Origin of the sequence: Aquipluma nitroreducens (assembly GCF_009689585.1) — a bacterium.
GTDB lineage: Bacteria > Bacteroidota > Bacteroidia > Bacteroidales > Prolixibacteraceae > Aquipluma > Aquipluma nitroreducens.
Genome location: NZ_AP018694.1, coordinates 4,272,226 through 4,284,464, shown reverse-complemented (window position 1 = coordinate 4,284,464; position 12,239 = coordinate 4,272,226). Strand labels below are relative to the sequence as shown.

General features: G+C 38.6%; 10 protein-coding genes and 1 tRNA gene. 4 read left to right on the top strand and 7 right to left on the bottom strand.

Annotated features, from left to right (window positions below; translation table 11 throughout):
• Positions 1-17: 17 nt before the first annotated feature.
• The 6 genes from AQPE_RS17950 to AQPE_RS17925 form a co-directional block, all read right to left on the bottom strand.
• Positions 18-1,253 (bottom strand): M48 family metallopeptidase, encoded by a 1,236-nt coding sequence (locus AQPE_RS17950; protein WP_318347872.1) that lies wholly within the window; start codon positions 1,251-1,253, stop codon positions 18-20.
• A 58-nt stretch (positions 1,254-1,311) separates the two neighbouring features.
• Positions 1,312-1,884 carry a molybdenum cofactor guanylyltransferase gene (locus AQPE_RS17945; RefSeq protein ID WP_318347871.1) on the bottom strand — a complete coding sequence of 191 codons (573 nt, stop codon included), beginning with the start codon at positions 1,882-1,884 and terminating at the stop codon, positions 1,312-1,314.
• 120 nt (positions 1,885-2,004) lie between these two features.
• Positions 2,005-2,820: a hypothetical protein gene (locus tag AQPE_RS17940; RefSeq protein WP_318347870.1), complete on the bottom strand. Its 816-nt coding sequence runs from the start codon at positions 2,818-2,820 to the stop codon at positions 2,005-2,007.
• A gap of 2 nt (positions 2,821-2,822) precedes the next feature.
• On the bottom strand, positions 2,823-3,485 hold the full coding sequence (locus AQPE_RS17935; RefSeq protein ID WP_318347869.1) for a L,D-transpeptidase: 663 nt from the start codon (positions 3,483-3,485) through the stop codon (positions 2,823-2,825).
• Between the two features lie 83 nt (positions 3,486-3,568).
• Positions 3,569-4,690: a L,D-transpeptidase family protein gene (locus tag AQPE_RS17930; RefSeq protein ID WP_318347868.1), complete on the bottom strand. Its 1,122-nt coding sequence runs from the start codon at positions 4,688-4,690 to the stop codon at positions 3,569-3,571.
• 76 nt (positions 4,691-4,766) lie between these two features.
• Positions 4,767-5,360: a hypothetical protein gene (locus tag AQPE_RS17925; protein WP_318347867.1), complete on the bottom strand. Its 594-nt coding sequence runs from the start codon at positions 5,358-5,360 to the stop codon at positions 4,767-4,769.
• A gap of 206 nt (positions 5,361-5,566) precedes the next feature.
• Between AQPE_RS17925 and AQPE_RS17920 the strand changes: the two genes are divergently transcribed.
• The 3 genes from AQPE_RS17920 (at position 5,567) to AQPE_RS17910 (ending at position 6,953) form a co-directional block, all read left to right on the top strand.
• Positions 5,567-6,142, top strand: a complete 576-nt coding sequence (locus AQPE_RS17920) for an RNA polymerase sigma factor (RefSeq protein WP_318347866.1) — start codon at positions 5,567-5,569, stop codon at positions 6,140-6,142.
• Positions 6,143-6,276: 134 nt separating this feature from the next.
• Positions 6,277-6,675: a hypothetical protein gene (locus AQPE_RS17915; RefSeq protein ID WP_318347865.1), complete on the top strand. Its 399-nt coding sequence runs from the start codon at positions 6,277-6,279 to the stop codon at positions 6,673-6,675.
• Positions 6,676-6,877: 202 nt separating this feature from the next.
• Positions 6,878-6,953, top strand: a tRNA-His gene (locus AQPE_RS17910).
• Between the two features lie 45 nt (positions 6,954-6,998).
• Here the strand turns inward: AQPE_RS17910 and AQPE_RS17905 are convergent.
• Positions 6,999-9,833, bottom strand: a complete 2,835-nt coding sequence (locus AQPE_RS17905) for an FAD-binding and (Fe-S)-binding domain-containing protein (protein WP_318347864.1) — start codon at positions 9,831-9,833, stop codon at positions 6,999-7,001.
• A gap of 210 nt (positions 9,834-10,043) precedes the next feature.
• Between AQPE_RS17905 and AQPE_RS17900 the strand changes: the two genes are divergently transcribed.
• Entirely contained in the window at positions 10,044-12,074 is a 2,031-nt protein-coding gene (locus AQPE_RS17900) for a beta-L-arabinofuranosidase domain-containing protein (RefSeq protein ID WP_318347863.1), read from the top strand.
• Positions 12,075-12,239: the final 165 nt, after the last annotated feature.

The window sequence follows — 12,239 nt, the reverse complement described above, 5'->3', positions numbered from 1 at the left end:
CGCAATGCATTGCGTCTCTACTCTAATATTTTTAATGCCTGCAACCGTTGTAATAATGTTGGATGTGAATAATGAAAAAACACGTAAACCGGATGTGGGCGTAAATTGCTGAGATTTTTTATAGACAGCTTTTTCAGCGCAGCGGCCAATTCTCTGGCATCGAAATATTTTGCAGCAAAGGCATCCGCTTCGTATTCATTCTTTCTGGAGAAAACATTCATAATTATTCCGGTAATCATTGAAATGGGCGAATACAAAATTCCAAAAGCGATCAGGCCAATATGGAAACTGGGCATTTCAACTCCCAAAGCTGCCGAAAGATCAGGGTTTCCAACAAAAAGAGAGAATATAAATAACATCACTCCGGTTTGTAAAATTCCTAACAGCAAGCTCCAGATGACGTGATGTTTTTTGTAATGTCCGATTTCGTGCGCCAAAACAGCAACCAGCTCATTAGTGGTCATATCGTTAATCAGTGTGTCAAACAAAACTATTCGCTTTTTGGCACCAAATCCGGTAAAATAGGCATTGGCTTTTGTCGAACGTTTTGATCCGTCGATGACATAAATATTATCGAGTTTAAATCCCGCTTTAGCTGAAAATGTTTCGATAGCTGATTTCAATTCACCTTCAGGAAGCGGAGTTTGCTTATTAAATAACGGAACTATCAGGTTGGAATAAAACAGCACCATAAATATGGAGAATCCAGTGATTACGATCCAGGTATAGATCCAAAAATCTGTAGTTGTAAGCAGATAAATGTAGATAATCAGCGCCAAGAGTCCACCTCCGATAATCGCCCCAAGTAAATAGCCTTTCAATTTATCGAGAACAAAAGTTTTAGGTGTAGTCTTATTAAAGCCGAATTTTTCCTCAATAACAAAAGTATCGTAAATCGAAAAAGGTGTTGTGAGTATATCGGAAGCCAACATCAGGATGCCAAAAAACAGCAATGCAGTTAAAATCGGGTTCACCGAAATGGACAATGCCCAATTATTTAGCAGAGCAAATCCTGCAAAAAGCACCATAAGCAACATCAATATAAAACTGAATGATGAACTTAGCATTGAAAAGCGAAAATTCGCTTTTTCATAAGTCTGCTGCTTTTGATACTCCTGTTCATCGTATAGATCTTTCACTTCCTCAGGAAGTTTATCACTCCATTTCGTTGAATTCAGGAATTCGAGAAAACGCTCAAGAATAAAATCAGCCACCAAAAGGCCAATAATGATATAAAATAAGAGTTGTGACATGCTATTTAATTTAATTCAAAAGTAGTAAAAGCTTTCTTCTCTCTCCAGAAAAAAAAATTCAAATTGACTGATAATCTTCCATTCGATTAATATTCGCGAACAAACGGGGATGCTTTTTGATCAACTCGTTACAATCAAGATAGCTGGTGTTTAATTTCGAGAGTAGGTTTGTAAGTCGGTAATCTCCTGACTTTATCATTTCTTCTACCACCGGTAATATTCGTCGGTTATAAAGTGCAATAAGTGGTTCAACTCCGGAAGTATGTTCCGGAATTATACAATCATACTCTCCAATATTTGAAATCAGGTAAAAAAATAACTCATCATTAACGAAAGGGACATCGACGCTTACTAATAGATTCCAATCAGAACCGCTATATTTCAGTGCCGAAAATATACCAGCCATCGGGCCACAACCCGAATATAAATCAGGAATCATTTCAACCTTAAAATTTGCATATTCCGAATTTTGTCCGCTGATAGCAACCTTATCACAAAACGGTTCAATTCGTTTGATCATATGCTGCAGCAAAGGCTTATCCTGAAACATCAATAACGCTTTATCCGTACCCATTCGGCTGCTTTTCCCACCAGCCAAAATAAATCCTGAAATATTTAAATTATCAGTCATGCTAACAAATGTTCGTAGAAAGTATAAACTTACCAATTTTCGAATTCAAAAAAAGCCTGGAAAAACATTCAAAAAAAAATGCTTTTCCAGGCTTACTTGAATAACCGAAAACTTAATTTTTTAAATCCGGATAGTTACAAGAGCTTTATTAGGGAGCGCCCGAAGTATCGCTTTTGCCTCATTCTCGGGTATGCTAATTAATATTTCGGGATTATAACTTGGTTTAGAAAATCGCAAAATATGTTGAAACGAGCTGGTAATATTCTTCAAATTACGTTCAAACTCAAAGCCCTTTCCAAATTTGTATTTATTCTGAGCTTCAGCTATTGAATCAATTCCCTGAATATCCAGGTCAAAGCCACGATCGAGTTTTACTGTCCAAAATACATTTTCATCTTTCAGTGAATCCTTTTTCATTGCGGCATCAATGGCAGCCATTGCGGCAATTGTGTCTTTAGGCGCTTGCACAACTTTAAAAGGATTTTTTGCAATCGACGATTTAAACTGTTGTATCGTCAATGGAGTTCCAAAAGTTGAAAAGTACACATTACCATCCATTTTCCGAAAGAACCCGGATATTGAAGTGTCCCGAATTTTGGAAGATAACAGGACTACCCCCTTTAGTTCAAGTTGAATACGATGTTGTTCCAAATCAATAGACAACCCGATAGAATCACCAGCTGCCATTTTCAAACGTGACTCAAGCCACGCCTTTTCCTTTAACTGTGTTAATAACGAAGAATTGATTTGAGGGCTACCTTCTGCCTGAACTTGAGCAAGTTTCATCCGATCACGAACAGAGCTGACCGATAAATAGGCATAAATGGAAGTTAAAGCCAATACCGACAACACAATAATAATAACAATGTATTTTACACCACTGCGTTTATTTTCAACAAACAAACTATCAAAGTCTTCCTCCGAATTTTCTTTCATACTTAGTAAATATAAACTTTTGAACCTACTTCCATTGCCTTATATACTGCTTCCAGATCGTCATCAAGTAAACGGATACAACCATGGGTAACACTCATACCCATCCGGCGTTTATAAATAGTACCATGAATCATATAACCATCTCCAATTTCCATTTTATATGCACCAAGGGTTCCCGTTTCCCACCGCGAAGGATCGTTTGCAGAAGGAATGGGCATTCCATCTTCAATAAAAGCCCAATCAGGCTTTTTCCAGACCGGATTGGTTGCTTTACGTAATACTTTACGGACACCAAATGGAGTATAAAAAACGTGTTCGTATTTTCTTTCAGCCGAAACCAATTTTTCATTTTTACCGGTTGAACAGACTCCATCTCGAATTAGCTGTTTGCCCTTGTATAAAAAGAAATGGTTATCAGAAGTATTTACAACCATATATGCATTTGTAGGTGTAAACGAATCAAGGCGTTTCTGAAGTTTATTAACATCAGCTTCAATAGATTCCTTATCAGTTCCAGCTTCACCAGAACCAGAAGAACTTGAAGAAAGACCTGTTAAAGCAAGAGTTGATTCTTGAAATGCCGGAATAGCAAAAAGTACCATTGATGCAAAAAACAGAATCCCAACAATCAAAACTGCCAGATAAATAAAAAAATTACGAATCATAGAATTTGAATTATTATTAAACCTGTTTTATATACCATATCAATAACATAAACTTATATTTCTCAAAAAAGTTTCAAAGCACATTAAAAATCTACACCACCAGTAACCGTAGATAGAGGCTCAATAGAACCAACGATAGTTACACGTGTACCAGAACCGACAACACGATACAAATCATCAATATCCCGGTCTCTCATACCAACACAACCACTTGTCCAGTCAAAACCACGCCCTCCATTGCCATGTATTTCAATCAGGTTTCCAATTCCAGCTCTTTTGGAAATCAGTCCCTGACGCTTCATTTGAGCAAAGTGAGCTCGATCTTCTGCATTTGGATAATCAAGTAACATTGCCTTATTATATCCAGTGCCACCGCCAGCTTTTTTACTGGTTATATGATAATTTCCTTCCGGAGTTGCCTTATCGCCAGCTTGCTCTTTATGCGCCATCCAGTTAGGACCAAATTCAACGTCATAACTACGTATTATTTTTCCTGACTGATATACATACAAAATATGTGCAACTTTATCAACTAAAATCACCTTATTTCCTCCACGCGAAGCTGCAATTGCATCATTAGCTAAACTTTTCCATCTGCCGTAATCATTAAAATAATCGCGTAACATTTTTGCAGCTGCCGCATTGGCATGATTGGCATATATTTCGGCCTTTTTAAAAAGTATTTCTGCATCTTTCAACTTACCATTTCCCTGAGCAATTTTTGATTCGCTAAAAAACATTTTAGATTTATTATGCGCATCAAAAACAGATCGAGGTATAGGTAGACTCTTAAATAGCTTATTATACAATTCAATCTTCTTTTCCATACTCACAAAAGCAGCATCTACGTTCTTACTTAAGTCGTCTGCTTTTGCAATGGATTCTTCTCTCGATTCTTCTGCAATCTTTTTTGCCTTCTGAGCTGAACTTATCACACTGCCATAATCCCTGACTAGAATAAACCGATCGTTTTCCCTCGACCAATTCTTCATGGCAGACTCATATATCTGCGTTGCTTGTTTATATTTTGTTTCAGAATAAACATCTGCTTCGGCTTCTTTGGCTTCGGATAAAGCTTCGCGTGCAAATCTTAAATCATCGTTTGGTTGTTTCCTTTGCGAAACAATAATTACACAAACGGTAATTACGAGAAAAACAACTGACAAAAAAATAACAGTTATCCACTTAATTTTCTTCTTATTCAAGGCCATCCCATTTTTATTAAAAAAATACCCGGGGGGAAAGCCCCGGGTATTTAAAATCCCTAACTCTTAAGAGTTATTATTTTTTACCTTTTTTTGCGATAGCTTCTTCCAATTCAGCTTTGATAGAAGTAGCTTTTTCTTTAGCAGCTTTAATTTTGCTGTTTGAACCTAAAAGGTCGCCATTAGCTAACAAACCTTCTACTTCAGTTACAGTAGTTTCAGCAACAGCTAAGTCAGCTTTGATAGCTTCCAAAGCTTCTCTACCTTCTTTACCTCTTGGAGCTTTTGCAATCAAACCTTTGTTTTCTTCAACAAGAGCTTTTACTTCAACAATAGCAGCTTCAGTTTCAGCTTTCAATTCAACTTTACGAGCTTCTGATTTAGCTTTAGTATCAACAGCCATCTGGCTAACAACAGCTAAAGTAGCTTTAGCTTTTGTGTAGCTTGGGAACCATTTTGCTTTAGCTACTTCTACTTTTTCGTTAGCTGATTTCATTGAATCAACCAAAGCCTGATAAGCTTCTGGAACATACATGTCTGCACCAGCGTCTTTTACTTCCTGAATTGCTGCAGTTGCTGCATCAATTTCTGTTTGTGGAACTTTCTGACAAGAACTAAATAACACTGTAAGACCCATTGCTGCAACAGCAATAATTAATTTACTTTTCATACTCAATTTTTAAATTTGTTTTTCTCTAAAACTATTAACTCTATTATATAACTAAAAACTTTTACAAAGTTCTATTTTTACATCGAATTATCAAAGGACTTTCTGACAAATTTATCATTGTGACGGAGGTTTCAGGATAAGTAACACAACTTTAAATCTTTTTTTACACATTTTTTTATATATTTCACATTTCCAATAACATATAAATGGCATCAACAACCAAATATAAACAGAAGTCTGACGAAGAAATTGTTCTTCTAATTATAAATTCCGGAAATCAGGAATTATTTGAATTGATTTATTTAAGATATTTCAAAAAAGTCAGGGACAAATGCTTCAGTTTTTTGAAAGATTCCAAATTATCTGAAGAATTTGCAAATGACATTTTAACCAAAGCATACGAAAAAATTCACGGATTTAAAGGCAATTCTTCATTTTCGTCCTGGCTCTATTCTATAACGTATAATTATTGCATTGATTATTTAAGAGTCAAAAAGAAACTTCACTATCCGGAATGGAATAGCAATAACGAAATTCCCGAAATCATTGATGAGTCGGAGACCGATTTTGAAGAAGCAAGTTACGAGAACCTTCTTACTATTTTTGAATTAATACATCCTGAAGAAAAAGTACTGCTTCTGATGAAATATCAGGACAATCTTCCTATAAAATCAATAGCAAAGACGCTACGAATAAGCGAGGATGCGGTTAAGATGAGACTTAAAAGAGCCAGATCCCGGGTAATCTATATGTATAATGAAAAATTTAATTCGGGTAATTAATCCTGCGCAAGTGTTACATTTATTAAATGCTCCGTCTATAAGTAAGAAAGTTATAACCCTTATTTACAAATTGTTCTGAATACCGTAAAAACTAAAACCAATAAACTAATAACCCAATATTACATTACTGAATTATGAAAAACATTTTAAGTAAAATATTTAAGTTTTCTAGTGTTTCACTTCCTGAAGCAGTAAAAGACTCATTTTTTCAGAAATTTGGAGATTCAATTAATGTGGAATGGCTTCATTCTGATGACTTCTATGAAGCTATTTTTTACCTTGAAGGCATTGAGTACATTGCTCATTTCGATTCTGTGGGTAAACTGATTAACTTAAAGAAGAATCTTCCTATTCATGCCACTCCCGAACACATTAAACAAAAAGCTGCCCTGCATGGCGAATTGATGAACGTTATCGAAATAATAGAAGAAGAGATTGTCGGCTACGAACTGATTATTCGCGATGAAGCGCTAATTAGGTATTCCTTACTTTTGAACGAAAAAGGTGGGCTCATTCAAAAAAACAAACTTTAAACATGATCACTATTTGACAGACTAAAATATTCAGGTGTAAACCTCGCCTGTAACATTCTTCTCGTCAAATATTTATCAATAATTTACTTTGCTTAGTAATATTTTGCATCTCTATCGCAGTCAAAAAAAACTAAAAAACGTATCTTTCCTATTGCACAACTAAAAAATTTAATACTATATTTGCAACCGCAAAATCATACACGGTGGTTGTAGCTCAGTTGGTTAGAGCACTGGATTGTGGTTCCAGGGGTCGTGGGTTCAAATCCCATCTACCACCCATCTAAAACCCAATTACTTATATCAAAAGTAGTTGGGTTTTTTCTTTACCCGACAACATCTTTTGCACGACTTACTTCATCAACCAGATAAACGATGGATTGATGCGAAATTCCGGAATGCAGGCTGAGACCAATCTCACAGGTTCGGCTTGTTGAATAGCCATATCGAACACCTTCAGGTAATTGAATTTTTAGATTGCGTAATCCATGTTCATTTAACTCCGGAAATGAGAACCCACGGTCGCCAGCAAAACCACAACAATTGGTTTCAAGAACAACCACTTTCGTCGCGCACTTTTCAGCCAGCTCTACCAGTTTATTTTCCAGACCCATCTTCTTCATGCTACATACCGGAAATACAGTAATCGTTTCCTGCATTGGTGTAATTTCCAGATTCGAAAGCAGATGATCGAGAATAAATTCAACCGGCTCGTAAAGTTTCAGACCCGATTTCATGTTCTCTTTCATCGTAAACAGGCATGGACTCATGTCGCACAACACCGGATATTTGCCATTTTCACTGGCATTCAATAAAGCAACTTCTAACTCATTCGAATTCTTGATTCCAGCCTCGGTATAACCTTTGCTCGAAAAAGCCATTCCACAACACAAACTGTTTAGATTTTCAGGATAGATAACCTCGAAACCGCCTTTATTGAGCAATTCAAGCATCTTTTCAGAAAGCTGTTTCTCCTTGCGATTTTCTTTTGAAACGCCCATCGCCCGGTTAATACACGATGGAAAATACACCACTTTTTTATCTGTTTTGGCTTTCTGTAACTGGCTCGTATTTATTTTTTTTGCCCCATGCGGCATAAATGGATTCCAGAGCGGAATGCGATTCCCTGATAAAGTTCGTAGTCCTCCGGAAATGCCCTTCATGATTGGAGTCCCCAAAACCGTATGAAAGAATCCAACAATTGAAAGCGCACCACGAACCGACGAAGTTACTCCACTCATATGATCTGCAATCCAAACCGCCCGGTTTTGATGTTCCCCGATTTCTTCCTTTCGCAGGGTTTTGATCAACTTGCCTGTGTCGATTTTCACCGGGCAAGCGGTGGCGCACAAGCCATCGGTGGCACAGGTCTCATTTCCGGCATATTGGTACGATTTAGCCAACGAAGCTGCAATATGCGGTTCATGGCCGCTCCTTGCCAAACTGGCCATCTCACGATAAACCACGATGCGCTGACGAGGCGTTAAAGTCAGTTCAGCCGAAACACAGGTAGGTTCGCAAAACCCACATTCAATGCACTTATCAATTTTTTCGCTGGCCGCCGGAATAGGTTTTAGGTTTTGTAAATGTACTTTTGGATCATTATTCAGAATAACTCCGGGATTGAGCAAGTTCTGCGGATCAAAAATCTGTTTGATCTGCTTCATCAGTTGGTAAGCTTCGTGCCCCCACTCCTTTTCAACAAACGGCGCCATATTCCGTCCAGTCCCATGTTCAGCCTTCAGCGAACCATCGTATTTCGAAACTACCAAATCGGCAACGTCAGACATAAAATTGGCGTAGCGATCAACCTCGCTTTGAGAGCCAAAATCCTGAGTAAAAACAAAATGTAAGTTTCCCTCCAACGCATGGCCAAAAATTACGGCTTCGCGATACTCCCATTTTTCGAATAAGCGATGTAAATCGAGTGTTGCCTCAGCCAGACGTGCCACTGGGAAAGCCACATCCTCAATAATAACAGTAGTTCCCGTTTTTCGAATGGCGCCAATGGATGGAAACATGCCTTTGCGGATTTTCCAAAGCAAGGCATATTCTGATGGGATTGAAGTAAATTCAATGGGTATTTCCGAAGAAATTATCTTTATAGTATCCAGAATGACTTTTATTTTCTGATTAAGTTCGTCCTGATGAAGGGCGCGGGTTTCAACCAGAATGGCACTTGCAGTCGGACTAAGTGTTTTCAGATAGTTGGGAACGCCTGCCTGATCTTCAACCGATCGCAACCCTGCCCTATCCATTAATTCAACGGCCGAAACCGGCGCCGACTTCAGGAGTGAAACTGCATTACAGGCTTTTTCTATATCCGGGAAAACCATCAACGAACTGGCCTTAAACGGATGTTCAACTACGGTTTTATAACTGATTTCGGCAATGAATCCCAGCGTTCCTTCCGAACCAATCATCAAATGCTCAATAATTTCAAAAGGATCAGCAAAATCAACCAACGCATTGAGGCTATAACCGGTAGTGTTTTTCATTTTAAATTTTCGGGCAATCCGGCCAGCCAATTCGGCATTGTCTTTTACCGATGCGGCCATCTCCGTAATATCCTGAATCAATTGCGGATGTGTTTGACTGAACTGATGCTTGCTTTCAGGATCGGAAGTATCAAGCACAGTTCCATCGGCAAAAATAACACGCATGCTGGCGATTGTTTTGTACGAATTCTCGGCTGTGCCGCAACACATACCACTGGCATTGTTGGCTGCAATCCCACCAATCATGGCAGCATCAATCGAAGCAGGATCGGGACCTATTTTTCTTCCGTAACGAGCTAAAAGTGAATTAACCTTTCCGCCGGTCAGTCCGGGTTGCAAGCTGATTTTTAGTCCATCCGAATCGATTTTGAATTTTGTCCAATGGTTTCCGGCAATGACAAGTACAGAATCGGAAATGGCTTGTCCGGAAAGACTTGTTCCGGCAGCACGGAAAGTTACCGGAATTCCCAGCTTGGAACTTTCTTTCAGGATAAATGAAACTTCTTCTTCGTTTTTCGCTTTGATAACTATTTTCGGAATGAGCCTGTAAAAACTCGCGTCGGTTCCAAAAGCCAAGGTATGAAGTGGGTCGTGAAAAATTCTTTTTGTATCAATTTCTGATGTAAGTTGCTGATAAAGAACTTTATATTTTCCGGAAAGCATATCTAAAATCTTTGAAATTAGTTCGGGTAAAAGTATAGAAATATCTAGGTTTTAGAAGCAAAAAACTTACAATAGGTTGATTTTAAACGAACCATCCGAAAATAAAAAAGTTGAAGGAGTATTTTAGGGACCTTGCTTGTATTTAGTATGAATTAACGATATTCGCAAAAAAAAATGATTTTGCAAAGACACAACCTATACTAAACAACTATGAAACATATTCTTTTATCGCTGATAGTCTGCCTGATTTCAATCCATGTTTTTGGACAAAGTCTTTCTGAAGCAGAAAAATTTGTACCGCCAGTCTATCAGGAATTACCGCTTGGAGCTATTCAACCCGATGGATGGTTAAAACATCAGCTGCAAATTATGCGCAATGGAACTTCAGGCCATTTAGATGAAGTTTATGCTAAAATAGGAAAAGACAATGGCTGGCTCGGTGGGACCGGCGATGCTTGGGAAGAGACTCCTTACTGGCTCGATGGCGCAGTACCGCTGGCATGGTTGCTTAAAGATCTGACCCTTCAGAAAAAAGTAAAAAAATACATCGACTGGACCATTGAACACCAACGGTCCTCTGGCTATTTTGGTGGAATTACCAACTATGAACTCCAAAACGACACTACTGTAACAGTTAAAAACATGAAAGAAGCAGGCGCCGACTGGTGGCCTAAAATGGTTATGCTGAAAGTGATGAAGCAGTATTATCAGGCAACTGGTGATCCTCGGGTAATCGGGTTCATGAAAAAGTATTTTCAATTTCAGATTAATGCGCTAAAAAATGCACCACTGGGGCAATGGACTGAATGGGCAACCTCCAGAGGAACAGAAAATGTAATGATGGCGCAGTGGTTGTTTCAGGTCACCAAAGATGAATCGTTGCTCGAATTGGCCAGTTTAATTGAGTCGCAATCATTCAGCTGGAGCGAATGGTTTGGTAATCGCGATTGGGTAATCTGGGCGGCAGCTTACCAGAATGGCGACCGCTGGATGCACCGGCATGGAGTGAATGTAGGCATGGCTATCAAATCTCCCGCAATAAACTACCAGCGTACAGGTGATCAAAAATACCTGAAAGCCTTAAAAACTGGCTTTACCGATTTGATGACCCTTCACGGATTGCCCATGGGGATTTTTTCGGCTGATGAAGATTTGCATGGAAACGATCCGATTCAGGGAACTGAACTCTGTGCCATTGTTGAATCAATGTATTCGTTGGAAGAGATAGGCTCAATTACCGGCGATCCATTCTATATGGATGCATTGGAACGAATGGCCTTTAATGCGCTTCCCTCGCAAACAACCGATGACTATAACAACAAACAATATTTTCAGATTGCCAATCAAGTTCAGATTTCGCGCGGAGTGTTTAATTTTTCGCTGCCCTTCGACCGTGAAATGAATAATGTGCTTGGGATGCGAAGCGGCTACACCTGCTGCCTGGCCAATATGCATCAGGGTTGGCCAAAATTCGCCCAGCATTTGTGGTACAAGAATGAGAAAAATGGTTTAGCTGCGTTGGTCTTTAGTCCCAATACGGTCAAAACAACCGTTGGAAGCGACAATACCGAAATTGAAATTGTGGAAAACACCACCTATCCTTTTGACGAAAAAATTCAGTTCGATCTGAAAATGAAGAATTCAGTTGAATTTCCGTTTGACATTCGAATTCCAGCATGGTGTAAAAATCCTTCGATTAAAATAAATGGGAAAAAGTTACCAATTGAAAACAATGGTCAAATCGTCTCAATCAATCGTAAATGGTCGAACCTCGACCAATTGGTTGTTTATTTCCCCATGGAGGTCACCACTTCAAACTGGGGAAGAAACTCCACTGCCATAGAACGCGGGCCATTGGTTTATGCGCTTAAAATTAAAGAGCGCTGGGAAAAAGGCAATGACGAAAAGGAAGGCGACTACTTTTCGGTATTTCCAGAATCGGATTGGAATTACGGTTTAGTTCAGGATGCGGTTCAGAATCCAAAGGAACATATAAACGTTTCGGCGGTTAAAACTGTAAATTCTGATTTTGTCTGGAATCTCAGTCATGCACCAATCGAGATAAGTGTACCCGGCAAGCAGATTCCCGGATGGAAGGCTATTGAAGGAGTTGCTTACCAGCCAGTAACCGCCCGCGATGGCATTTACAAAGGAAAGGTCTCGGAAAAAACAGAGCAATTAACTTTAGTTCCGATTGGTTGTACCAAGGTCAGAATTGTGGCATTCCCAGTTGTAAAATAGAATTCACATTATACATAAAGAGAAGAATCTAAATTAGATTCTTCTCTTTATGTATAACAATAATAAAAAAAAGTCTAAGAGACTGTTTAAATTTAGAATATTTGCAAATAAAACGCTGACTATCAGTTGATTAATTGGTTTTGTTTTGCTATCTTAATGGTTACC

Coding starts and splice junctions, on each gene's coding strand:
- AQPE_RS17905 (WP_318347864.1), bottom strand. CDS start 9,833: ATGCTTTCCGGAAAATATAAAGTTCTTTATCAGCAACTTACATCAGAA.
- AQPE_RS17950 (WP_318347872.1), bottom strand. CDS start 1,253: ATGTCACAACTCTTATTTTATATCATTATTGGCCTTTTGGTGGCTGAT.
- AQPE_RS17945 (WP_318347871.1), bottom strand. CDS start 1,884: ATGACTGATAATTTAAATATTTCAGGATTTATTTTGGCTGGTGGGAAA.
- AQPE_RS17915 (WP_318347865.1), top strand. CDS start 6,277: ATGAAAAACATTTTAAGTAAAATATTTAAGTTTTCTAGTGTTTCACTT.
- AQPE_RS17935 (WP_318347869.1), bottom strand. CDS start 3,485: ATGATTCGTAATTTTTTTATTTATCTGGCAGTTTTGATTGTTGGGATT.
- AQPE_RS17920 (WP_318347866.1), top strand. CDS start 5,567: ATGGCATCAACAACCAAATATAAACAGAAGTCTGACGAAGAAATTGTT.
- AQPE_RS17900 (WP_318347863.1), top strand. CDS start 10,044: ATGAAACATATTCTTTTATCGCTGATAGTCTGCCTGATTTCAATCCAT.
- AQPE_RS17925 (WP_318347867.1), bottom strand. CDS start 5,360: ATGAAAAGTAAATTAATTATTGCTGTTGCAGCAATGGGTCTTACAGTG.
- AQPE_RS17940 (WP_318347870.1), bottom strand. CDS start 2,820: ATGAAAGAAAATTCGGAGGAAGACTTTGATAGTTTGTTTGTTGAAAAT.